The organism is Sunxiuqinia sp. A32, assembly GCF_052690465.1.
Window position 1 is genome coordinate 477153 of the sequence record NZ_JBQYLI010000001.1, and the last position, 24747, is coordinate 501899.

22 protein-coding genes and 1 tRNA gene are annotated in these 24747 nt (G+C 38.9%); 17 read left to right on the forward strand and 6 right to left on the reverse strand.

Annotated elements, in window-relative coordinates:
• Positions 1-76: 76 nt before the first annotated feature.
• The 4 genes from ACUNWD_RS01765 to ACUNWD_RS01780 all read right to left on the reverse strand — a co-directional run bounded on the left by ACUNWD_RS01765 (position 77) and on the right by ACUNWD_RS01780 (position 4147).
• The gene (locus ACUNWD_RS01765; protein ID WP_445586040.1) at positions 77-1060 is read right to left on the reverse strand and encodes a FecR family protein; all 984 of its coding nucleotides are present in this window, start codon (positions 1058-1060) and stop codon (positions 77-79) included.
• Between the two features lie 98 nt (positions 1061-1158).
• Positions 1159-1767, reverse strand: coding sequence for an RNA polymerase sigma-70 factor (locus tag ACUNWD_RS01770; RefSeq protein ID WP_445586041.1), 609 nt, complete (start codon positions 1765-1767; stop codon positions 1159-1161).
• Positions 1768-2144: 377 nt separating this feature from the next.
• Positions 2145-2405 (reverse strand): hypothetical protein, encoded by a 261-nt coding sequence (locus ACUNWD_RS01775; protein WP_445586042.1) that lies wholly within the window; start codon positions 2403-2405, stop codon positions 2145-2147.
• A gap of 929 nt (positions 2406-3334) precedes the next feature.
• The gene (locus tag ACUNWD_RS01780; RefSeq protein ID WP_445586043.1) at positions 3335-4147 is read right to left on the reverse strand and encodes an XRE family transcriptional regulator; all 813 of its coding nucleotides are present in this window, start codon (positions 4145-4147) and stop codon (positions 3335-3337) included.
• Between the two features lie 60 nt (positions 4148-4207).
• Here ACUNWD_RS01780 and ACUNWD_RS01785 point away from each other — a divergent pair, with 60 nt between their 5' ends.
• The 14 genes from ACUNWD_RS01785 to ACUNWD_RS01850 all read left to right on the forward strand — a co-directional run bounded on the left by ACUNWD_RS01785 (position 4208) and on the right by ACUNWD_RS01850 (position 21413).
• A complete protein-coding gene (locus ACUNWD_RS01785; RefSeq protein ID WP_445586044.1) occupies positions 4208-4963 on the forward strand; it encodes an ImuA family protein in 756 nt (251 codons plus the stop codon).
• Positions 4956-6449 carry a Y-family DNA polymerase gene (locus ACUNWD_RS01790; RefSeq protein WP_445586045.1) on the forward strand — a complete coding sequence of 498 codons (1494 nt, stop codon included), beginning with the start codon at positions 4956-4958 and terminating at the stop codon, positions 6447-6449. Before ACUNWD_RS01785 ends, ACUNWD_RS01790 begins: the two co-directional genes overlap by 8 nt.
• Positions 6450-6494: 45 nt before the next feature.
• Positions 6495-9713 carry an error-prone DNA polymerase gene (locus ACUNWD_RS01795; protein WP_445586046.1) on the forward strand — a complete coding sequence of 1073 codons (3219 nt, stop codon included), beginning with the start codon at positions 6495-6497 and terminating at the stop codon, positions 9711-9713.
• Between the two features lie 613 nt (positions 9714-10326).
• Positions 10327-11088 carry a hypothetical protein gene (locus ACUNWD_RS01800; protein ID WP_445586047.1) on the forward strand — a complete coding sequence of 254 codons (762 nt, stop codon included), beginning with the start codon at positions 10327-10329 and terminating at the stop codon, positions 11086-11088.
• A gap of 35 nt (positions 11089-11123) precedes the next feature.
• Positions 11124-11993, forward strand: a complete 870-nt coding sequence (locus ACUNWD_RS01805; protein WP_445586048.1) for a universal stress protein — start codon at positions 11124-11126, stop codon at positions 11991-11993.
• 281 nt (positions 11994-12274) lie between these two features.
• A complete protein-coding gene (locus tag ACUNWD_RS01810) occupies positions 12275-14047 on the forward strand; it encodes a V-type ATP synthase subunit A (protein WP_445586049.1) in 1773 nt (590 codons plus the stop codon).
• Positions 14044-15348, forward strand: coding sequence for a V-type ATP synthase subunit B (locus ACUNWD_RS01815; protein WP_445586050.1), 1305 nt, complete (start codon positions 14044-14046; stop codon positions 15346-15348). The genes ACUNWD_RS01810 and ACUNWD_RS01815 overlap by 4 nt, the downstream gene beginning before the upstream one ends.
• 19 nt (positions 15349-15367) lie before the next feature.
• On the forward strand, positions 15368-15973 hold the full coding sequence (locus ACUNWD_RS01820) for a hypothetical protein (protein ID WP_445586051.1): 606 nt from the start codon (positions 15368-15370) through the stop codon (positions 15971-15973).
• Positions 15974-15984: 11 nt separating this feature from the next.
• Positions 15985-16473 carry a DUF2764 family protein gene (locus ACUNWD_RS01825; protein WP_445586052.1) on the forward strand — a complete coding sequence of 163 codons (489 nt, stop codon included), beginning with the start codon at positions 15985-15987 and terminating at the stop codon, positions 16471-16473.
• Positions 16473-17081, forward strand: a complete 609-nt coding sequence (locus ACUNWD_RS01830) for a V-type ATP synthase subunit D (RefSeq protein WP_445586053.1) — start codon at positions 16473-16475, stop codon at positions 17079-17081. Before ACUNWD_RS01825 ends, ACUNWD_RS01830 begins: the two co-directional genes overlap by 1 nt.
• Entirely contained in the window at positions 17078-18916 is a 1839-nt protein-coding gene (locus ACUNWD_RS01835) for a V-type ATP synthase subunit I (RefSeq protein WP_445586054.1), read from the forward strand. Before ACUNWD_RS01830 ends, ACUNWD_RS01835 begins: the two co-directional genes overlap by 4 nt.
• Before the next feature lie 21 nt (positions 18917-18937).
• Positions 18938-19408, forward strand: a complete 471-nt coding sequence (locus ACUNWD_RS01840) for a hypothetical protein (protein ID WP_045026960.1) — start codon at positions 18938-18940, stop codon at positions 19406-19408.
• A gap of 103 nt (positions 19409-19511) precedes the next feature.
• The gene (locus ACUNWD_RS01845) at positions 19512-20750 is read left to right on the forward strand and encodes a sensor histidine kinase (RefSeq protein WP_445586055.1); all 1239 of its coding nucleotides are present in this window, start codon (positions 19512-19514) and stop codon (positions 20748-20750) included.
• Positions 20751-20759: 9 nt separating this feature from the next.
• Positions 20760-21413: a response regulator transcription factor gene (locus ACUNWD_RS01850; protein WP_445586056.1), complete on the forward strand. Its 654-nt coding sequence runs from the start codon at positions 20760-20762 to the stop codon at positions 21411-21413.
• 877 nt (positions 21414-22290) lie between these two features.
• Here ACUNWD_RS01850 and ACUNWD_RS01855 read toward each other — a convergent pair.
• Positions 22291-22362 (reverse strand) — tRNA-Arg (locus ACUNWD_RS01855).
• 149 nt (positions 22363-22511) lie between these two features.
• Between ACUNWD_RS01855 and ACUNWD_RS01860 the strand changes: the two genes are divergently transcribed.
• The 3 genes from ACUNWD_RS01860 to ACUNWD_RS01870 are packed head-to-tail and all read left to right on the forward strand — an operon-like array spanning position 22512 to position 23928.
• Complete coding sequence (locus ACUNWD_RS01860; RefSeq protein ID WP_445586057.1) at positions 22512-23315, forward strand: HD domain-containing protein; 804 nt, start codon at positions 22512-22514, stop codon at positions 23313-23315.
• Positions 23315-23722: a secondary thiamine-phosphate synthase enzyme YjbQ gene (locus ACUNWD_RS01865; RefSeq protein ID WP_445586058.1), complete on the forward strand. Its 408-nt coding sequence runs from the start codon at positions 23315-23317 to the stop codon at positions 23720-23722. Before ACUNWD_RS01860 ends, ACUNWD_RS01865 begins: the two co-directional genes overlap by 1 nt.
• Positions 23722-23928 (forward strand): (2Fe-2S)-binding protein, encoded by a 207-nt coding sequence (locus tag ACUNWD_RS01870; protein ID WP_445586059.1) that lies wholly within the window; start codon positions 23722-23724, stop codon positions 23926-23928. Before ACUNWD_RS01865 ends, ACUNWD_RS01870 begins: the two co-directional genes overlap by 1 nt.
• 51 nt (positions 23929-23979) lie before the next feature.
• On the opposite strand, the gene ACUNWD_RS01875 is transcribed toward ACUNWD_RS01870, so the two are convergent.
• Positions 23980-24741, reverse strand: a complete 762-nt coding sequence (locus tag ACUNWD_RS01875; RefSeq protein ID WP_445586060.1) for a ThuA domain-containing protein — start codon at positions 24739-24741, stop codon at positions 23980-23982.
• Positions 24742-24747 lie beyond the last annotated feature (6 nt).

A 24747-nucleotide genomic window follows, 5' to 3' on the forward strand; every position in this document is an offset into this window, starting at 1 on the left:
TAGGACGAATTAATATTTTGCATAAAATTTGAATTTGGTTGTTTGTTTAGGAGGTCGCTCAATCATATTTGATAGCTTACTCCCAATAAATTATTGTTGGCTTATCTGCTTGTGGAACAATCTCATATTTCAAGGAGGAGGTCAGGCTAAATACCTCAAGAATTTGGTCTATGGGCTTGTTTTGAAGGATTGTACCGAGGTAAACTTCTTCTCCAATATCAGGATTTCTAAAAATGATCTTCACATTATACCATCGTTCAAGCTGCTTGGCAATATCTTTAAGTTTTTCATTTTGAAATGTAATTAGTCCTTCTTTCCAGGAAGTGTAGATTTGTGTATTAACCTTTTTGATGATCAGTTCGTTGGTTGAGCAAAGTTGCTTTGCATTTTCGCCCGGAACTAAGCGGGTAAGTTCGTCTCCTTTTTTATTAATAACACCGAGACTTCCTTCTACTAATGTAGTGTTTATCTCATCTTCATCAGGATAAGCTTGTACATTGAATGATGTTCCATATACTTTGAAATCCAATCTATCCGTTTTTACAAGAAAAGGATGTTCTGTATCTTTTTCAATATCAAAAAATGCTTCCCCCTGCAATTTTACAATTCGCTCACCTGCACTATATTCTCCTGAATAGAACAGTTTACTTCCTGAGTTCATCTGTACTTTTGAACCGTCGGGTAAAACCACAGATGTCATTTGCCCTGGAGGAACTTCGATACAGGTATCTGAGGCATATTGGACGTTATTTATTTGTTTATTTTGTATCAGGTATTGGAGTAACATGCCCAATGAAAAAATGACAAATACAGAAGCTGCATAGCGTAAAAGGTTACTGTAATTGAGAACTCTTCTTCTGGATATCATGTTTCGTTCGGAAAACATGTCCCAAGCCTTATTTTCATCTTCTCTCGATTTTTCGGTAAGAGACCACAGCTTCTTAAGCTGTATGAACTCGTTGCGGTTCGCAGGATTTTCCTCTATCCAACTGAAAAGGTTTTTCACATCGTTTTCAGTAGCTGTTCCGCTCAAATACTTTTTAATTATTGAATAATTCATCTTTTCTGCGTTCTGCTTATTAGTACACCTTACACACGACACACCCTATATTGGGTAATGAAAAAAATAATATTCGATACTGAAAAATATCTAATAAACTAAGAGAAATGTTGGATGATGAATTGTATGAGGACGACTGGAAGATATTCTGATAGGTTGATTTTTAATGTTTTAATTGCCCTGGTGATGTTTGCTTCAACTGATTTTACAGAAATGCCTAATTGATCTGCAATCTCCTTATTTTTTTTCCCTTCAATCCGACTTAAAATAAATACTTCTCTACACCTATCTGGTAAATTTCCTATTGCTTGCTGTATTAATTGCTCCAATTCAATTATTTCCAGTGAATGGAAATCAAAAGAGTCAAGAATCTCGCTATTAAGCTCAATTTCTTTGCGCATCAATTGATTGTCTTTATATCTACTAACGACTTGATTGTGCCTGATATAATTAAGGGAAGCTGATTTTATATAAGTATAAAGGAAAGCTTTTATTCCATTCGAATTTTCAATTTTATGTCTGTTTATCCAAAGATTAATAAATGCTTCCTGTACTATATTTTTTGACGAATCAATCTCATTTATGAATTGGCTGCAAAAACCTAATAATGCCGAGTAATTTGACTTGAATATCATTTCAAAAGCCAACTCATCACCATCTTTAAAATGGGAGAAAACAGATTCAGTTATTTGGGGGTTATTATTCACTTTTAGGTATTAGCCCATTCAAACATTGCTACAAAGATGTATTTTTTTTTGGCAGAATGAAATATTTTTGAAGATTACAAAACCAGTGAATGCGGATTCATTAGTAAAATTTCATGATCAATTTTTGAAATATATTCATTGATCAGTTTTTGATCAAACTTTATTCTATTAAGCTAATTGATTTTAAAAGTTGATGTTTTTACAAACGAATTCTATTTGTCTTAAAATCAAATAAGTAAGATGATTGGAGAGGACAATTGTATTGCAGCTAAATTGTTGCAAAAATGAATTGTGAACTTTATGTATTGATTGGCTTAAATTCGAAGGATCGAATATTGGCGTGTTGTGTTATTGTCGCACTAGTGCAATTATCATTTCTAACACTTATTTCTAGCACAGGGACTGTTAGTAATGAGCAATCCAAATAAACCTCCAAATAGTACATTCTGAAAAAGTTCGCCGAGGTTTACTTCTGCAATTTTGCTTTCTGTCGTTAGCAGAAATAATACAAGACCTAGTATTGCTCCTAAAATAACGTATAAGATCGTTTTTTTACCGTGCGGAGTCCAGATTGTCCTTTTTATCCAATTGGTTTCAACTTGGATATCTAATTCCTTGAATTCTATTTTGTCTTTCATGTATGCAAATATATAGATAATTGACATTGATGACCGCAATATTTGAAAAAATGTTCAAATTTTGACCGAATTGGGGGTATCTTGTATCGAGATTATAGATGTAAATCTTTGTATTTACGAAAGAAATTTATTGGCTTGTAATTTCAATTCTTAATAAATTGAGTTGGTGATTTTAATTTATTGATATAAGGATGGATATGGGATTTTTGTTTTTTTTTAGGTCTTCATTTGATATTGTTTTTAAATCCTTTTGTGTAAGTGATTTTTCATGGTTTCAAGAAAGAATTTGGAATAGATGGATCGATCTGTAACTTAAACTTTAAATGCGGAAATTAGGAGCAATACGATATAGATAGCAAAATAGACGAATTTAAATATAGAAAAAATGGGCTATTGCGCTATGTTTAATTGAAAAATGAAAATCTCATTGGTGATTATAACATTTTTTGTGCCCAGATCAGGACCCGAACCTGCATGTTTGTAATTTCATAACAATAGTAGAAAGGTATAAGTAATTTGAAAATGAAACTAGCTTGCTCATAACATATTTAGCTTTATCTCTTGCTGCTATTCCAATATAAAATATATTAGACTTCTTTCTTGTTGGTTGTGAGGTAGTAATGATTTTTTTTTTGAGTCTCAGGAAAACGTGAATTATAGCAATCTATTACCCTTTGTTTTTGATAAGGAAGGTCACTAAGTGAGATTTAATTATAAGTTCATAGATATATAGTCATTGGGAGAATAGACTGTTTTGTGTTTGAAAATTTAACTAAAATGCATAGGGTATTGAAATCCCAATTCATATGCAATTTGACTGATAGTTTTGCTGGTATCGAGAATTTTATCCTTGGCTCTATCGATTCATTTTAAATAAATTTGTTCTTGGACTGACTTTCCTATTCCCTTTTTTACTATATCTCCCCAAATTATTTCTCTGATATATGTTGAATCTTGTCTTCCAATTTTTTGATGGCTGTTAAGACAGTGGACATTTCAGTCTGGGCTTCGGGAAACTCGCGGCTGGTATAAGCATAAAAACGCCAAATTTCCATCACATCAGCAGCTTCAACTAAATAAGGTTTGTAAGTCGGATTTAGCGATCGTAACCGGATTGTTCCATCCGTATTCACTGTGACCATTTTAAAAACAAAATCCTGCTGTCCTTTCAGAATAACCACACAAGGAGTGTCCGCTTTCAAAAGAGTCCAATCAGCTATGTATTGCGCCACAATATCAGCACCCTCCGGAACCGGTAACATCGAATCACCCACCGACGGAAAAATACGAAAAGTTCCCTCTACCGGCAGGTTGGGAATTGAATATTTGGGCAAAGAAGCGATAAATTCAGGATCGTTATAACCGGACAAATAACCGGCTTTTGCTTTTACCGGTACGTATTCTACATTTTCATTATTCGATTTATCTACAGAGATAGCCAACACCCGCAAGTTACCTCCTCGAATGTAAACATCATTACCGGCTTCCAACTCTCGTATTTTCATCTCTCCCAGCTTTGCCAAATCCACTTTTAGCAGTGTGTCAATACTTATTTTAAAGAAGTCTGAAAAATTCAGATAGTCTTCAGGCTGTGGTGATTTTGTATTTCCAGCCTCAATAGCAGCTACTTTTGCCCGTGTTAATCCTAATGATGAAGCCAATGTTTCCTGACTGATTTTGCGGCGTTCGCGAAGAAATTTGATATTCGCTGCGAAAAATATTTTTTGAGTTTTATACTTCATTTGTTATATTTATAAACAATGAATTGTTATCATTAATAACAAATATAAGAATATTTCTCAATGATGGAAGCAGTTACGGAAAAAAAAGAAATCATCAAGCAACTGAAAAAGCAGATTCTTTCGATGGAAGGATTCAGCAGCGGGGCGGTTAGTCAGCAGCTAGATTTTGGCTTAGGAGTGATGAATTCAGCTTTTCCAAACGGTGTTTTTCCGGTCGGAGCTATTCATGAATTTATCAGCCCTTCCGAAGCTCATGCCGCTGCCGCAAATGGCTTCCTGTCAAACTTAGTAAGCACGCTTATGTGCAAAAATGGCACCTGTTTGTGGATTGGTGTCCAGCGCAAAGTTTTTCCTCCGGCGTTAATTTTTTTTGGAATAGAACCACACAGAGTCATTTTTATTGATGTAAAACAACCGAAGGAAGTTTTATGGGTGATGGAGCAAGCTTTGAAATGCGCTGCATTATCGGCAGTAGTAGCAGAATTGCGCGACATAAGTTTTGCTGAGTCACGACGCTTACAATTGGCTGTTGAGCAAAGCCGTGTCACCGGATTTTTACATCGAATTCAACCTTGTACAAAAAGTACTTTAGCTTGCGTATCACGTTGGAAAATCACTCCAATGCCCAGCCAGGCCAGCGATGGATTACCTGGCGTTGGTTCTCCAAGACTGGAGGTAGAGTTGGAGAAAATCCGAAATGGTCGTCCTGGTATTTGGCATTTTGAATGGGAAGATAGCAGCTTTCGTATTTTATCATCTCAGCGCTCCAACATCCAGTCAACACCATCAATCAGAAAAGAAAGGAATTATGCCTAAGCGTTATTTATATATTTGGTTTCGGTATTTGTCCATTAATCGGATACAAAAAATTAATCCGGAGCTTCGGGAAGAGTCGTTTCTCTTATATGCTTCAGAACGCGGGCGAATGGTTGTTCAAGCTGTTACTCCTGATTTGGAAGAAGAAGGAATTCTTTCGGGCATGGTAGTTGCTGATGTGCGCGCCATCCTTCCTGCCATTGAAGCTCTTCCTTACGATTCGGATGCTGATGAGAAACTTCTGAACAAACTAGCAGAATGGTGTTTTCGTTTTAGTCCAACCATTGCGATTGACTTACCGGATGGGCTCATTCTGGATATTTCTGGATGTCCGCATTTGTGGGGAGGAGAACAAGTTTATCTTGAGACGCTTACCGGATGCATGCAGCGGGGAGGTTACAAGGTGAATGCAGCCATTGCCGACACAGTCGGTACTGCCTGGGCTATGGCTCATTATCAAAAACAATTTATTGTGAAGCAAGGCTGTCAGCAAGAAGCTTTGCTCTCATTACCTCCTGCGGCTTTGCGGTTGGAAGATACCACTTTACAACTGATGGAGAAACTCGGCTTTCGACAAATTGACCAACTTCTTAAAATTCCACCATCAAATCTACGTCGGCGTTTTGGAAACCATTTTCTTCTCCGGCTGAGACAAGCCTTGGGAAAAGAACAAGAATCACTCACACCCATTCAGCCAACACCAGTTTATGTAGAACAACTGCCTTGTATCGAGCCCATACGAACAGCCAACGGAATTAAAATTGCGCTGGAACGTCTCTTAGAGATGATTTGCAACCGACTTTCCTATGAAAGAAAAGGCATGCGTTCCGGCATTTTTAAGGGGCACCGCCTTGATGGAAAAATTGTCCAAATTGGCATTGGAACGAATCATGCATCCAGAAATGCAGAACATCTGTTTAAACTTTTTGAGCTGAAAATACCGGGACTGGAGCCGGGACTTGGAATTGAATTATTTACGATTGAAGCTATTCTGGTTGAGGAAGTTGTTGAAGCACAAGAGGCTTTATGGAGCCTAAGTTCCAACAATCAAAAAGCTGTCTCTGAATTGCTGGACAATATTGCCGGGAAAGTAGGTAGTCAGGCTATTCATCGCTATCTACCTCAGGAGTATTATTGGCCGGAGCATTCCATAAAGGCTGTAAAATCATTGACAGAAGCACCTGAAACAGAATGGGCGAGAGATTCCATTCGTCCGCTACATTTATTAGCCACCCCCGAACCTATTGAAGTCATGGTGGTACTTCCGGATTATCCACCGATGCATTTTCGTTACCGGGGAGAAGTAATCCGAATAACAAAAGCCGATGGCCCTGAACGTATTGAGCAGGAGTGGTGGTTGAAAAGTGGCCCTCCCCGAGATTATTACCGGGTTGAGGATGATACTGGTGTCCGCTATTGGTTATTTCGCTTAGGACTTTATGGCGATGATAAAACACAGTGGTTTTTGCATGGATTTTTTGTGTAAAAAAAGGTGTTCTTCAGATGAATTGATTAGTGGAAAAGTGCAGTTATGAATTACGTAGAACTACAGGTAACTTCAAATTTTTCCTTTCTTCGGGGAGGTGCGCATCCCGAAGAGTTGGTAGAGCAAGCAGAGAGTATGGGGTACAAAGCGATTGCCATAACCGACCGCAACTCGCTGGCTGGCATTGTTCGCGCCCATGTGGCTGCTCGAGGAAAATCGGTTCGCTTTATTCCGGCCTGTCGTCTCGACCTGCTGGATGGACCAAGCTTGCTGGCTTTCCCTACCAGCATGTCGGCTTATGCGAATTTGTCGGCTTTACTTTCCGAAGGTAACTTGCGGGCAGAAAAAGGCAAATGTCATTTATACAAAGATGATGTCTATAAACATGCAAGTGGAATCAAATTTTTGGTAATTCCACCTCCAAAGCTTCAGCCCAACTTCAATTTTCAAGATGAATTTATACAGGCACTGAAAGAATACAAAGAGGCACTCGGCAATTATTTATATTTAGCGGCTAGTTTTTCATATCAAGGCGATGATCAAAAACGTTTATTTCGCCTTTCGCAGTTGGCAAAGCAAATGCAAATTCCGCTTGTAGCCACTAACGATGTTCATTATCATACCAGGGAGCGACGGGAACTTCAAGATGCGCTGACTTGTATTCGGGAAAAATGCACGATTCATACTGCTGGTTTCAAACTACATCAAAATGCGGAACGCCACTTGAAAAGCATCGAAGAAATGTATCGTCTTTTCCGGCAATACCCCGAAGCGATTCATAATGCCTTGCAACTTGCAGACAGTTGTCAATTTTCACTTGACGAGCTGAAATACCTCTATCCCGAAGAAATTACCAGTGAAGGACGCACTCCCATGGAAGAGCTGATCTATCTGACATGGAAAGGAGCACACGAGCAGTTTGGTGAAACAATTCCTTTGAAAATTAGAGAAACCATTGAAATGGAGTTGGAATTTATTGGCCGCAAAGATTATGCTTCGTATTTTTTAACAGTGTATGATTATGTGCGTGAAGCCCGTTCCCGAAATATTCTTTGCCAGGGACGTGGCTCTGCTGCTAATTCGGTGGTTTGCTATTGTTTGGGAATCACTTCGGTAAATCCGTCCAAATTCAAATTGCTATTTGCCCGTTTTATGAGTGATGAACGCAATGAACCTCCTGATATTGATGTGGATTTTGAGCATGAGCGGCGCGAAGAAATCATGCAGTATATTTATCAAAAATATGGACGGGATCGAGCCGGAATTGTTGCTACTGTCACACAAGTGCATTGGAAAGGTGCTGTGCGCGATGTGGGAAAAGTTATGGGATTGTCAACTGATGTAATTAATGTACTTTCAAAATCGGCTTACGAATTTACAGAAGACTGGTTTGATAAGAAAAAGCTGGAAACAACCAGTTTTAACACTAACGATCCGTTGTTGCGAAAAGTGTTGGAACTTACCAATCAGTACATCGGGTTTCCCCGACAATTGGGACAACATACTGGTGGTTTTGTAATTACGCGTGGGAAGTTACACGAGCTGTGTCCCGTTCTAAATGCCCGAATGGAAGACAGAACTTGCATTGAGTGGAATAAAGATGATATTGAAGCTTTGGGGTTTCTGAAGGTTGATGTGTTGGCATTGGGAATGCTCACCTGCGTTCGAAAGGCTTTTGAGTTGGCAAAGAAACATTACCAATTGGATTTAACGTTGGCCAATATTCCGCAAGATGATCCGAAAGTGTATGAAATGATTAGCCATGCCGACACGCTGGGTGTTTTTCAAATTGAAAGCCGTGCACAAATGTCGATGCTTCCACGATTAAAACCTCGTACTTTTTACGATTTGGTAATTGAAGTGGCAATTGTGCGTCCCGGCCCCATACAGGGAGATATGGTGCATCCGTATTTGAAACGGCGAAACGGCGAAGCACCGATCGAATTTCCTTCCGATGAGTTGCGAGACATTCTTGGTCGGACTTTGGGAGTGCCGCTATTTCAGGAACAAGCGATGGAAATTTCGATTGTTGCAGCAGGCTTCTCTCCGGCTGAAGCTGATGGCTTACGTCGTAGCATGGCTACTTTCAAGGCTAAGGGAAAAGTTAGCTGGTATCGAGAAAAACTGGTAGGGGGGATGTTAAAAAAAGGATATACTGAAGAATTCGCCAACCGCGTATTTAAGCAGATCGAGGGCTTTGGAAGTTACGGTTTTCCCGAAAGTCATGCTGCCAGTTTTGCGCTACTGGTTTACATTTCGTCATGGATAAAATATCATTATCCGGATATTTTTGCCGCTTCGCTCCTTAATAGCCAACCGATGGGTTTTTACCAGCCTGCACAAATAGTCATTGATGCCCAAAAGCACGGTGTAAAAGTGTTGCCGGTAGATATTAACTTTTCGGAATGGGACAACACCCTTGAAAAAAAGGATGGTAATTACTTTTCTATGCGGCTGGGGTTTAGGCAGGTGAAAGGCCTTCGTGAAGATGAAATGAAAAAGATAATCGCCCAAAGAACTGGCATCTACAGAAACATCAATGAATTGCTTGATGCCGGTATTTCATTATTTGCATTGGAACGTTTGGCCGATGCGGATGCTTTCCGTTCCATCAATCTCGATCGGCGCCGGGCTTTATGGGAAGTATCAGCCTCACACGATCACCCAACAGGTGTATTCACTGGAACTCCTTCGCAAAGCGTCAGCGAAGAAACTATCGAACTTCCCACGATGAGCGAAAATGAGCACGTGATTCAGGATTATGCGAGTACCGCTCTTTCGTTAAAAGCTCACCCGGTAAGCTTTGTGCGCCCTAAATTGAATAAGCTGAAAATTGTGCCAACCTCAGCATTGCCTGAAATGAAAAATGGACAGTTTACCAAAGTTTGCGGACTCGTGACTGTTCGTCAGCGGCCCGGAACTGCGAAAGGCGTTATATTCATCACCATTGAAGACGAAACTGGTTTTGCCAACCTGGTTGTATGGGCCGATATATTCAAAAAATATCGGAAAGTCATTTTGCAATCACGGCTGCTAATGGTTTCGGGAAAGCTTCAAATAGAGGGTGAAGTTATTCATGTGGTTGTGAATTCCTGCTTCAATTTAAATGATTTAATGAACATTGAAGTGAAAGGTCGAAACCTGGGTTCTATGAGCAAACCCATGAATGCAGGCAAAAACCAACAAGACGAAATTGTCGAGAAAAGGCCTCAGCCGATCAATCCCAGGCAAGGCGAATTATTTGCATCGAGAGATTTTAAGTAAAGGAAGTCATATAACGTTTGCCTGTTAGGGGGGTAACTGAAAGACAGATGTTACTAGTTTATTTGACCAGACGAAATTTGAAACGTCGGAAGATTACGCAATTATCTATGTGGTTATTGATGTTTACAGAAATAATAGAGAGGTGCTTGATTTTTTTTGATTGGATAAAATAAAAAATCCTTATTCTCATATTGAAAATAAAGGCTTTAGGTTTTGTAGTGGTGAACCCAATCGGGGAAATGTCTAACTTTTTCCTTGAAGATTTTGAGGCAATTTTTGAGTTTATGATTATACTATGTTTCTATCCATCTGAATAAAGATAATCTACTCATGGTCATGATTTTGATAAATTATCGTTATAAACGGCTTTAACTTAATTATTTTAAGGAAACTTTCTGTAACTGCATTGTACCAAATGTTACCGTTTCTGTCCATACTTCTTTGAAATAATTAATTTAGGTTCAGGATATTTTTAAATTTTTGCACACGCACAATTTACAATTTAGAAACGTAGGGATTTTCCTATCTTTTGTTAGGTTTTCTCCTCCTTCGAAGTAGGTTTTCACCTGTAGTAATTCCTGCTTCCCGGGAGTAATTTTGTAAAAAAAATAAAATGATTGAGAAAATGAATATAGGATTAAGAAATAATCAACCTTCAATATTAATACTGGCAGATTTTTCGGATGGAAGCTGGTATGCCAGTTCTTTTGCGATTAATTTTCTTTACAAAGAAAAGTCACCGGTAACGATTTTACAAACGTACCAGAGCCCAGGTTGGGGGCACTTTATGATGCGCAAACTCAGTCACCATCTAGAAAAAATAACTAAGAATGAATTAAGAGCTTTAAAGAATAGATTACAAAATCATTTCAAAATTGAAAAACAAAAGATAAACACACTCTCTATTGAAGGCGAATTGAACAAAGTTCTTAATTACAAGTCAATAATTAACGAAAAACACAATCTTGTTTTGTCTACGCACAACTCGTTTGAGGAAGCGTGCAAAAGACAAAATGGATGTTTGGAAAAAATAATAGATACCGCAAAACATCCTCTGTTTATTCTACCGGAAACGTTTGAAGGAGAAACTTCGAAAAAAATTCTTTTTGTCGCAAATCCTGGGAAAAACCCTTCGGAACGACTTTGCAAGCAGGTGTTTGAAATATGTAAAAAAACACAATCAAAACTGGAGATTCTTTTTGTATCTGAAATGCAAAATCAGCTCATTTACCAAGAGGTTAAATCCTATTATCACGAACTATGCAATGGAACTGAAATCACATTTAATACTGTTCAGAATAAAACCAAATGCAAAGGAATCAATGCCTTCCTCAATCACACAAACAGAGATTTAATTGTGATTGAAAACGATTAATCCGGCTTAAGATAACCGAAATAAAAACGATAGCTATGAAACAGAAAAGATACAGCATATTGGCACTGATAACGCCAAACAAAGAAGGTAAAACCGTTTTAAAGGAAGCACTGTATTTACAAAGCACTCTTGAGGTAAAGCTTGAAATATTGAATGTAATAGAAGAGCCTGGTTTTATTGAGCGAAACTTTCAGCCCGAAGAAACTGAAATATCCATAGAAAATGCCAAAGAAGAACTAACAAACTTTGTTAGGGAAGTAATTGGGGAGGCATTACCAAACAACATTGTTATTTCGGTTCGGGCCGGTAATCCGGTGGAAGTTTTACTGGAAAAATCAAAAACCGACAGCCTGGAGTTTCTCCTGATTGATAAAAGCGACAGCAATTATCCGGGAGCATTAACAAAAGAGGAAGTTGATAAATTAATTGGCTTGTCTAAATGCCCGGTATTAACGGTGAACAAAGATTTTGGTGTACCCCAAATAAAGAATATTGCGATTCCAATCGACATTACCCAATCGACAAAGAAAAGACTTTTATGGGCGCAATTTTTAGCAAAAAAGCATGATGCAAAAATTACAATTCTTTCAGCGTTAAAAGCAAATATTGATGCAGAAAAAAGTCTTGCTTTAAAAAATGCGCAGAAGATTCAACAATTACTACAGGATCATGATATTGAATGTGATATTAAAATACTGAAAGTGTACAATCAGGATTCTCATCAGGTAATTCTGGAATATGTAAAAGAAGAAAATCCCGAGTTATTGATAATTCGTACGCATCAGGAATCGATATTCTCGAATAAGAACATCGGAAAATTTGTTTCCGAAATCGTTCATGGAAGTAAGTTGCCCGTTTTTACAGTTAATTATACACCAAATCCTGTCGACTCTCTTTTTCTATGAAAAGCAAATGAGTCGATGTTAAATTGATGATAAGTAAAGTGTTAGGTTTGGATTGAAAAACTTTTTAATGTCAGTTGTCGATGAAGAAATATGCTTTCAATATTGACTCTGGCACGTTTTTTTGAGATATAAATGCTATTGACAGTTCTAAGTGTCACTCGGATAATAACTAGCAAAATGTTAAGATTTATTAATATATCACGCAAGAAAATATTAATGATCACTCCATTTTTAAAAAACAAAGTATATTAAGATTTTTTAGACATTCTATATAAAATAACATGAATAATAATACAACAAGAACAGGCAAACTCATATCCATTCAGGATTCGCTTGTAAAAGCACGATTTTACGGAAATGTGATAATGGGTGAAACTGCCAATGTTATCGTAGATGGTAAGTCGTTACAAGCCGAAGTATTACAAATTATTCCCGATCCGAAACATGCGGATGCGGGAATTGTTGAAATGCAGGTGTTTGAGGATTTAACAGGTGCTCAGATTGGCGATCAGGTTGAATTTACAGGTAAGTCCTTATCGGTACTTCTGGGTCCGGGGTTGCTAACCAGTATTTGGGACGGACTGCAAAATCCCTTATACAAACTGGGCGAACAGAATGCTTACCTGGTGCCCGGCATGAAAGCTCCGGCACTTGATGAACAAAATTTGTGGGAATTTACCCCAACGGTAGCAGTTGGCGACAAAGTAAATGGTGGCGATGCCATTGGTACCGTTCCTGAAGGACGTTTAACCCACAGCATTTTGGTGCCTTTTAATTTTGGCAAATGTAAAGTGGAAAGCATTATCGAAAAAAGCGAGGTTAATATTACCGAAACGGTTGCTGTTATTTCAGACAGTCATAACGTCAAACACGAGTTAAAACTGGCATTCCGCTGGGCGGTTAAATCCCCTATTCCGTTCAAGGATCGCGCTATCCCGAGTAAAACAATTTCTACCGGAGTGCGTGTTATCGATTTACTTGCCCCCGTTAGTTATGGCGGAACGGTTGGAAACCCGGGTCCTTTTGGTGCCGGAAAAACCGTATTGCAGCACTCGCTGTGTAAATATGCTTTAGCTGATATTATTATTATGGCAGCCTGTGGCGAACGTGCCGGAGAGGCTGTTGAGGTGTTTAAAGATTTTGCCGAACTCGAAGATCCGTCAACCGGCGATTCACTGATGAACCGAATGTGTATTTTCGGTAATACCAGTTCGATGCCCGTTGCAGCGCGTGAGGCCAGTGTATTTATTGCACTAACGGTAGGCGAATATTATCGCTACCAGGGTTACAACGTGGTACTTTTGGCCGACTCAACTTCGCGTTGGGCACAAGCACTTCGTGAGCGAAGTGGCCGCCAGGGAGATATTCCTGGCCCGGAGGCTTTTCCTATGGATATCCCCGATCAGATTAAAGGAATGTACCAGCGTGCCGGTGCCGATCAGGGCACAGGAGGTTCGCTAACTTTTATCGGAACAGTTTCGCCTGCAGGTGGTAACTTCCAGGAGCCGGTAACACAGGCAACAATGGATGCAACCGGTGGTTTCTGGGGATTATCGCAAGACCGTGCCGATGCTAAAAAATACCCTGCCATCGATCCGCTTTCTTATACCTCATCGGTGTACGACAGTTTTATTTCGTGGGACGACCGCAATAAAATGCTTCAAACGCTTTACGAAGCAAACGGTATCGACCAAACCATCAGCACCATTGGTTTGAAAAAGGTTCCGGTAGAAAAATATGTGCTTTATCAAAAAGGACTCACCATCGATTTCTGTGTTATGCAGCAAAATGCTTTCCACAAACTGGATGCGTGTACCCGACCTGAACGCCTGATCGTTATCAACGAAGCCGTTCAAAAACTTATCGATAGCACCATCGATTTTGCTCAGGATGACAAAGAAGATGAAGAAGTAAAAGAGATGGTAAAAGCAAAATTTGATGAACTGCGCCAGTGGTGGAAAGACTGGAACACTTCTGCACAAAGCTTCGATGAAATGGCAGTTCTTCCGGAACAAGTTGAACAATTTATTTTACAAGGAGAGTACACACTATGATACGAAAAGAAATAAATAGAATTAGCGAAGTTGGTAAAGCACTGATTTCGGTTGAAGGAAATCCTGGTGTGGCACTTAACCACGTGGTAGAATTGCTGGAAGCCGGAACCAATCAAAGCCTTTCGTTTGCCAAAGCAATTAATATTACCGAAGACTCAACGCGTTTTCAGGTGTTTAACGGAACACAGGGTTTGAGCACTCAAACAAAAATACGCATGCACGAGGTTCCGCTTACCGCAGGTTTCTCGTACAATATGCTTGGCCGTAGTTTTGATGGAATTGGCGATGTGGCCGACGGCGGTCCTGAAATTATTTTCGACAAACAAGTCTCAACACGATTAGATACCTTAAATCCAACGGTTCGTTTGGTTCCCAAGCAACCACTATGGACAGGGATTCCGATGATCGATGTATTTAACACACTGGTAAAATCGCAAAAGATTCCAATTTTTGCCGGTCCTACCGAGCCTTACAATCGTCTGCTTTCGCAGATTGCACAGGGTGCACAGGCCGATGTAATTATCTTTGCCGGTATTGGGTTAAAATTCGACGAGTACCACTACTTCAAAGAGCAGCTGTCGCAGTCGGGTAATATCGATAAAACGATCATGTTTACACACCTTGCCGGAGACTCGCAGATTAAAGGCCTTATGTTACCCGATGTGGCATTAAGTGTATCGCGCGAATTTGCCGACCAGGGAAAAGACGTATTGGTGCTGTTAACCGACATGACCAACTGGTCAAACATTTTGCGTAACGTTGCCAATTACCAGGATCAGATTCCTTCGTTGCAGGGTTATCCTGGTTCGTTGTATTCAGAGCTGGCGAAACGTTACGAGGTGGCTGCCGATATTGAAGGTGCAGGTTCGATAACCATTATCGGTGCAACAACGCTTGAATCGCTCGAAGATCCGGTTCCTGATAACACAGGGTACATTACCGAGGGACAGTTCTTCCTTGACAATGGCAAGCTGAAACTGGCACGTTCGCTATCGCGTTTAAAGCAGCAGGTTAACGACACTACCCGAGATGATCACCGCCCTATTATGACTGTAATGGCATCGTTGCTTGCCGATGCTGAAAAAGCCTACGAGGCAGCCGAAGTTGGTGCTGCAAACGATACATTCTCTCAAAAACTGCTTCGTTACCGCGAAGATTTTATCGCGAATATGGAGGAACCATTTGGAGAACCCATTGAGCTGGAAGCCGCATTAGACAGATGCTGGGATATTTTAAAACGACATTTTGAACCAACCGAAACCGGGTTGAGTAAAAAACTGATCGAGCAATATTGGAACTAACTACTAATCGGAAAAAGAGATGACAAAAAATAAAGAAAACCTGGAAGGAATTGTTTCCAAACTAAAAGAGCAGGGAGTTAATGCCGGCGAAGCAGAGAAACAACGCATAATTGAAAATGCAAAGCAGGAAGCCGAAAAGCTGATTGCAGAAGCAAAAGCTACCAGCAAAAAAATTATTGAAGAGGCTGAAACAAAAGCTTCGCAAGCCGAAAAAAATGCAGAGAAAGCAATTGCACAGGCTTCGCGCGATATGGTTGAAGCCACAAAAATAACCATCTTAAACCACCTGAAAAAGGTGTTTGGTAAAGAGTGCAAAACTTTATTCCGTCAGGAAGAATACCTGCAAGAACTGCTAAAAGTTGTGATCGATTCGATTTCAGGAAAAAAATCGATAAAAGTACCGCCGGAGTTGCACAAAGAAATGGAAGCATTTTTATTAAAAGAAGCACTTCAGGAAGAGGTAACTTTACAACCACTTTCGGCAAGTAAAGCCAAAATAAAAGTAAAATCGACCGACAAAGACGGAATAAGTTTCGTAGTAAGCTCAAAAGAAATTGAGAGCGGTTTATTTTCCTTACTCAACAAGGATTTAGTTGACCGGATCATTAAAAGCCAGGAGGATTAAATATGTCAAACATGGTTTATCTTATGACCAGTTTGCCATCGTTGTCCTTGGGAGAGGCTCCTCCGATTACAATTGATAAATTTAACGATGACGCAAAACGCCAATTGTCGTCGCGACATTTTAAGGCGCTGCAATCAGTTGATATTCAAAAGTTGGATTCCAAAGTTGGAGTAAAAAGCATTTCCTCGCTTTTAAAAAGTATTAAGGAAGATCTTTCAGAAGTTAGAGAGGCCAAAGCGCAAAACCGTCAGCCGAAGCCGGAACGAATGCCGAATTCAATGCTGCGCGGAAATCCCATGGAACGCGAGATGAATATTTTGCAGTGGCAATGGGAAGAATTGCAAGATATTGAGGCCGGAAAAACATTCTCCCTAACAGAAGTTTTGGTGTACAAACTAAAACTTCAGCTGGTGGAAAGATTGTATTCCTTCGACGAAATTAAAGGTGCTGACGTATTGGCATCAGTGGTAAATCCGGGGAAAAACAAGGAGGGCAAATAATGGCAGGTATAAAAATAAAATATACAAAAACGGAACGGGCCCGTCAGAAGAAAATCCTGAAGGTATCGGAAAGGATGCTGCCGTTGTTTGAGGCGATGGAAAAATCGTTGACGGCAACGATAAACACCATCGCTGAACGAATCGAGCAAATTCGCGAAGAGATTGAAAAGAACCGAAAAGCAGCAGAACAGTGGACGGCCGTAATCAGCGACTCGTGGGTAAACATCAATGAATACATTTCGGTGAATAAAATTATAACCAAAACCATTGATGTGGCCGGAGTTCGTGTTCAGCAGTTCGTTAAGGTTGACTTTAACGTAATGCCATTTAACGACAACACCCCTTTGTGGGTTGACGATGCCATTGAACTGATGCAGGTACAATTGCAACTGCTGGCCGAAATCGAGTGTTTGAAAGAACAAATCGAGCTTTTGGAAGAAGAGCTATTGGATGTGCGTGCACGGGTAAAACTGTTTGAGAATCGCCGTATTCCGAATGCAAAATTGGCCATTCGTAAAATCGGGCAAAAATTGCAAGACGATGAGCGCCTTACAATTGCAACGGCAAAAGTGGTAAAAACAAGCAAACAAAAGGAGGGCAGCCTATGATAGCAGAAATGAAGAAACTGATGCTGTTTATGCCCGAATCTGCCGATGATATTGATGCCGAACTTACGGCTTTGGGAGAACTCGGAGTAATTCACATTGCTCCTTTGCAAGCAGCAAAACACGAATCGATTGAGCGGGTTGATGCACGTATAAAACAACTGCAGCAAGCCATTTCGGTTCTGGATCGTTACGATGAAGAAGAAGAATACACCGGAGCAAAAAATAATGATATTACTGATTACTCGAAACTGGAAAGAGGTGCGGTTTTTCTCATGGAAACGGTATTGGACGCTGAACATCATCGTCAGGAATTGAAAAAGACTAAGCTCAATTTGACAAGCGATATCGCCTGGTTTCAGAATTGGGGTAATATTACACTCAAGGATATTAAAGACCTCAACGAGAAGGGAATCTGGATTAAAACATACCTGATCAACGATAGGGAATTAAAGAAAATTTCCGATCGTGAAGACATTCAGGTTGTTGGCAAATTCTCAGATCTGAACCAGGTTATTTTATTAACCAAGGATGCCAGCGAACGGTTGCTGGATATGGAAGCACTACCTTTTCCGCAGAACGAGTTGGAAAACGCAAAAGAATTATTAGCTGCAACCATTAAGGACCTGGAAAGTAACAAGGAGTTTTTACTTCAGCTACGCGAACAGAAAGCTGTATTGGTAGACGGCTTAAAAGAACGCTTACGTCGTTATGATGTTCGTAATGTACAATTTGGTGGTCTTGCAGTGGATAAACACGTTCGTTTCTGGAAAGGTTTTATTCCGCTGGAACATGTGGATCAATTTATTGAAACCGCCGAGGCACGCGATTGGGGATATGTGATTGAAGATCCCCTGCCGGAAGAAATGGAAGAAGTCCCTACCCTTGTGCGAACTCCTAAATGGGCACAGCGAATTCAGCCGGTAATGGATTTTATGGGGCTGGTTCCGGGCTACAAGGAAATGGATGTTTCGCGGGTATTTATGGTATTCTTTACCTTTTTCACGGGAATTCTTGTGGGAGACGCCGGCTACGGTCTGGTATTCTTGCTGATCACCTTTTTGGCACACCGGAAGAAAAAATTCGCCAAACAAATTGAGTTTGGGTTGATCTATACACTTTCGGTGTCGATTATGTTTTGGGGTGTGTTAACCGGAACCTATTTTGGTTCGGAGGCAATTGCCGAACTACCGGTGCTGCGCAGCTTAAAAATTGACGCACTGGCCAGCTTTGGTGGCGACAACCTGATTATACAAAAAATCATGTTCCTGATTGGTGCTGTTCACCTAACGGTCGGACACCTGCAGGTTGCATGGAAATTTAATAACAGCGTAAGAGCGTTTGCCCAATTCGGTTGGATAGCAATTATCTGGGGTCTGTACCTTGTTGTAAACCAAATGGTATTGGGAATTGAAGCTCCGACAATAATGGTTTGGCTGTTTGTTGGAGGCGCATTGCTCGTGGCTTTGTTCTCAAAACCGGGAACTAGCTTCTTTAAAGGCATGCTTTCATCAATAGGTAATTTACCACTCAGTATAATCAATGGTTTTTCCGACATTATTTCGTACATCCGGCTTTATGCAGTTGGTCTGTCAACCGTTTTAATGGCAGCAAGTTTCAACCAAATGGCAATTGGCGACGGTATTACAACAGTTGCGTCCGGAATTGGAGCAGTGCTGGTTTTAATCTTAGGGCACGGATTAAATATGATCCTCGCGGCAATGGCAGTGCTGGTTCATGGTGTTCGTTTAAATATGCTTGAGTACGCCGGCCACGCCGAAGTTGAATTTTCTGGAAATGAATATAAACCCTTCAATTTGAAGGACAACAAACAATAAAATTTTTAAAATAGTATAAAAATGACTTTAACAACAATTTTAGCAACAACAGTTACAGGCTTTGGCGGACACGCTATTGCTCTGGGTATTGCAGGTGTAGGTTCAGCAATTGGAACCGGGATTGCAGGCATGGGAGCTTTAGGGCTTTGGAAACAATCGATCAGAGATAAGAAAAAACTTCCTTCGCTGGCTTTGGCAATGGTAGGTATGCCATTAAGCCAGGTAATTTATGGTATGATTTTCATGAATTCAATGATTGGAGCTAACCTTAGTCCTGACAGTTATACCAACCAGATGATCTGGGCATTTTTTGTAGGTATCGCCATTGCAGCCTCTGCAATTATGCAGGGTCGCGTTGGTGCTGCAGCTTGTGCCAACTTAGCTGTTGATGATAAACAAGGTTCGGGTATGTACATTGCCGCAATGGGCATAATCGAAACTGTTGCACTTCTTGCCATGGTATTTGGTATGGGAGGCATTCCAAGCGCTTAATAAGCTCGAAAAATATTACCCCCGCTGTTGTTCAGCGGGGGATTTTATCTTTCTATGTAAATACAATTGAATATCTTTATCAAAAGAAATTGTTGAATTTACTATGAGTTTAAAGATATTATTTCGCGGAAGAGTCTTATTGGCCATTATTACCTTCACTACAATTACCTGTGCCGGTATTATTTACACCTCCATAAAAAGTTTGCGTCTCGATCGTGAACACCTTTCATTACTGGAACTCTCGAAAAACATCGACCTCGAAATCTCCCACAGCCGAATATTTTTAGATGACTACTTTTTATTTAACGACTCCCCGAAAAAAACAACTATCTTAAATTGTTTTACAAACACCGGGAAATACACCACTTCACTCGATTCGCTTATTTCAGAGAAATATAAAGGGAGCCGTGAAGCCAGCCTTCGAAATTCGCTTGAAGAAGTTGACAATCAGGTTAAGCAGTTACAGAATAATGTATCAGCATTACTTCAAAATAATGCGAAAGGTTTTAACGAAACAATCTTAACTGAATATCGTGATTTTCAGTTCACTTACAAGGAATTGGACAAAAAAATTCATGATTACATTCTACACGAAAATACCGAGTTCAGACAAAGAGTATTTACACTCGTGCTGTTAACCTTTTTTTTGCTATTGGTATGTATATTTTTAATTTACCGAATAATCAATTCTTATAACACGATTGAAAAACAACAGGCACTCAGAGCACTTGAAGTTGAATACAAAGAACGAAAAAGAATTGCAGCCGACTTGCACGACGGGCTGGGGTCGATTCTGTCAGGAATTGCACTTTTTATCAAGCTAATTGAAAAAGATTGCACGAGTATCGCTGAAAACAAAAGCCTTATTCAGGTAAAAGAGTTATCGGGAATAGCTTTAGAAAATCTGGAAGCTATTATAAATAATCTGAATCCATCAATCTTAAACAAATACGGACTAATAAGATCGTTAGAGATAATATGCGATAAAATAAATGAAATTGGAGAAGTTACCTGCGTGGTTAATTCAACTGTTACGGATATAAGATTAGCCTCCAATATTGAATTAAATGTCTTTCGTATTTGTAGTGAGCTAATTAACAATACGCTAAAACACGCGGAAGCATCAAAGCTACACATCGATATTCAACAAATAAAAAACACGGTAATTGTATTGTATCGTGATAATGGAAAAGGATTTAATCCTGATATTATTAACACATCTGATGAAGAAAAAATGGGATTGGGAAATATTATCAATCGTATTGAGTCGCTTGGTGGAAAGTATGAGATTAATACAGGAGAAGGAAAAGGAGTGAAAATTATGCTAAGTTTCAATTTATAACTCACTAACATGGAGAACACAAACATCATAATTGTTGACGATCACAAAATTTTTAGAGATGGCTTGATCATGTTATTAAACAATTTCGATTTTGTATCGGTTGTTGGCGAAGCATCAAATGGCGAGGAGTTTCTGGAACTTATTGACGACGTAAAACCCGACATCGTTTTGATGGATATTAATATGCCAAAAATGAACGGTATTGAAGCTACAAAACAAGCACTAAACAAGTTTCCTGAATTAAAAGTTATTGCACTCACTTCTTTTGCTGACGATGAATTTATTGAACAGATGATATCGGCCGGAGTGGAAGGTTACATGCTAAAACGCTCGGACATTGAGGATTTCGAAAAAGCCATAAAGAAAGTTGCTGATGGAGGAAGTTACTTTTCTGCGGAAATCATAAAAGTAATTTCACGCAATTTATACAAAAACAAAGAGCGCAAGTCGGGCAAACAACTTATCGCCCAATTTACTTCTCGAGAAAAAGAAATTCTGAACCTGATTTGTAAAGGACTAAACAACGAACAAATTGCTGAACTCATTCATTTAAGCCATAAAACAGTAGAAAAACACAAAAGCAATCTCTTCCAAAAAACTGAGACTTTTAACACCGTTAACTTGGTTATTTACGCTTTTAAAAATGAACTTATTTCGCTCTAGTTAAAAAATACAAATTGCGATATATCCACACATACGTTTCAATATTATTCAAAAATTGTCACTATTTCAAGTCATTTCTTATTTCTCAATTTCAAGGATTCATAACTTCTGGGCAAAATAATTTCATTGAAATCCATGACTATAATGGATACTTCAGGAAAGAGGATGGGCTGTCTAATATCTATATTGTCTTTCAGAAGAATATTTCTGCCAACCTGCTAGAAGAGAAAGTTTTGCTAAAGGATTTTATAGTCGAATGGGAGTTTTCACAATATAAGCCCTTTGGGAATATTGATTGAAAACAGGATTGGAAGAAACGATACAAAATATGTTTATTCATTTTGAGTCTGACAAACTGAGTCCTCCAATGAAGATCAGGGGAAGTGATAATGCAAATTCCCTATAAAAACTAAAGATGGGGATATTGAAATTACAAAGGACTATTATTATTTAAAATTAGCATCAAGAGCTGCAAAGCAAGTCGCTTAAGTCCAAACTAAAACAAGGATATCCAAGCTATTGCTTTTGCGAGCAACTGAGGTGAAAATCCTAATTCTTTTATAATTGTCAATAATGGGTACCGTCGATAAAGATATTGCCATTTGAATTCAAGGGACAGATTATACAGCATTTGAGGCATTTGTTACATCAGACAGTGATTTGAATTACTTTGACATAGGGAAAACGAATGTGAAAAATGCTTTGTTAAAATATACAGTACCTGCAACATCAGCTACAAGCTTTACATGTATTAAATCGATTCTATCACAAGAAAAGTAAAGAGAAATTAGTTTTCGAATTGAATATTGAGATAACCCATCAAAAAAAACAGAAGTATGAAGATAAATCATACCTCTGTAAAGCCAAGTTGACCAAGTGACCCCACCGGGATTCGAACCCAGATCGCAAGAACCGGAATCTTGTATTCTATCCATTGAACTATGGGGCCAAAGCGCTTGCAAAAATAGCAAAACATTTTTTTTATGAACCAATTCAATACAAAAACTTGAATGTTTATTGAAAGTTGGCAATTGTTGTTAATAAATCAGGCGTTTTTGGATTCATTCTGAACAGTAAATAACTTACTTTTGTCGACTTATGGAAGCGATTAAAATAGAAAAGAAAAGTATAGAAGCAGGGCAGGATTTCTTTGAGAAATATATTGCCTCATTTCTTAAAAATAAAGATCAACAGATTATTGAATCACTTATCCTTCGGGAAAAGCATTCAAAACATGTTGCTCAAATATCTCGTTTTATTTCTGAGAAAATTCTGTTGGATGAAGAAGAACAGCAACTTGCTGAACTGATTGGTTTATGGCATGATTTAGGTCGGTTTCAACAGTTTGAGAAGTATCAAACATTTAATGATGCTGAATCGGAAAATCATGCAGAGTTGGGAGCTGTGATGATTCAAGATCAGGAGTTTTATAAGAATCTTTCTGAGTTTTCGCAAGAGGTGATTGTAAAAGCAATCAGGTATCATAATTTGCCTGCATTACCGGTAAAAGAAGACAAGCAAGTTTTATTATTTAGCCAGATTTTGCGTGATGCCGATAAACTGGACATCTGGGATATATGTGTGTCAAACCTTGAACGAGATGGTTCCTTTAAAATACCTTCAATTAATTATAATCTTCCTAAAACAGGAATCATTAATGAGGCGGTTTTGAAAAGTATCATGCAACAAAAGTCTGTCTCTAAAAAGGATCTAAAATCATTGGAGGATTTTAAACTATTCTTGATTTCAATGGTTTTTGATTTAAATTTTAAAGTAAGTTTTAGAATACTTTCTGAAAAGCAGATGGTGAAGAAGATTTATGATACCTTGCCCAAAAAGGATGTTGTTTTTGATGCGTATCGAGAAATCAGATTGTTTATTGAGAATAAGTTTGTGATTTGATGCAAAAAACTTTGAACATACCAACTAATAGCCACGATGGATTATATGATATAACTAAAGCGGTTGAGTTAGTGGTTGAGCGAAGTGAAATTCAGCAGGGAATAGTAAACGTTTATGTGCAAGGAGCAACTGCAGGAATAATGATTCAGGAGAATTGGGATGATTCCGTGCAGAATGACCTTGTTAACTTACTTAAAAAATTAATTCCACACGGTGTATGGCAGCATGACGCACAGGATAATAATGGAGATTCACATCTAAAAGCAGGCTTGATAGGTCCTTCAGAAACAATTCCTCTAATTAATGGGAAAATGGGACTTTCAACATGGCAAAACATTTTTTTGTGCGAATTCGATGGGCCAAGAGAAAACCGATCGGTTGTAGTTACAATATTAGAAGATAAGTGATGGGGAATAGGTTAGTTTGCATCTGTAATATGGTATCTGAGAATGAAATTTTGTCTGCTTTAAAAAAAGGAGCAACATCAACGGAAGATATTCAATATGCGACACGAGCCGGAACAAGTTGTGGAAAATGCCTTATGACGATTGATCAGATTGTTGAAGAATATTTGTCCGGCAAACCGGAAGATTCACAGCAGAAATTATTTTAATAAAAAAGGCACTCAAAAAGTGCCTTCCTTGATATTATTTTAATTTAATTTTTAATCAACTCTCTTTCCTGCCCATTCAATCGCTCCGGCAATATGTGCACGAACGTTTTTGTCGTCGAATGCTTCAGGAGTATGTCCAAATACTGTATAGAAAGAACGAATCCCATCAAATTCCTGATACCAGATTATAGGGTGGTCTCCCATTTGCCAGTTGTTGTCATTGTTTGACTTTTTTATTGATGTTTCATCCAATCGAGCCAGTACGTGTACATTTTCTCTTGGATTTGCTTTAAAGGTATACCATTCATCAACGGTGGTGTATGTTTCCATTCCTTTAAACACGTCCATCGAAGGATGGTTAAAATCTTCAAATATTACGGTACCTGTTTGTGCAGGTGGGTGCGTTCTAAAGAAAGCGCCATTCAACCTGCCATACCAGTCCCAGTCATACTCACAATCAGCAGAAGCATGGATACCAACAAAACCTTTTCCGGTTTCCATAAATGTTTTAAAAGCTTCTTGTTGTTTGTTTGTTAAAACATCCAAGGTCGGATTCAAAAATACGACTACATCAAAATTCACAAGGAAGTCCATTGTAAACAAACTTGGATCTTCGGTGGCAGTAACATTCCAGGCCTTTTCTTGTCCCAGGTCGCTGATCATTTTGATACCATTAGAGATAGAGTTGTGTCTAAATCCGGCTGTTTTCGAAAAAACAAGTACGTTTAGTTTTTCAACTGTTGATTTTTTATCCTGCGAAAAAACAGGAGAAAGCATAATAAATGCAAGGATTAATAATAGAAATCTTTTCATGATTTA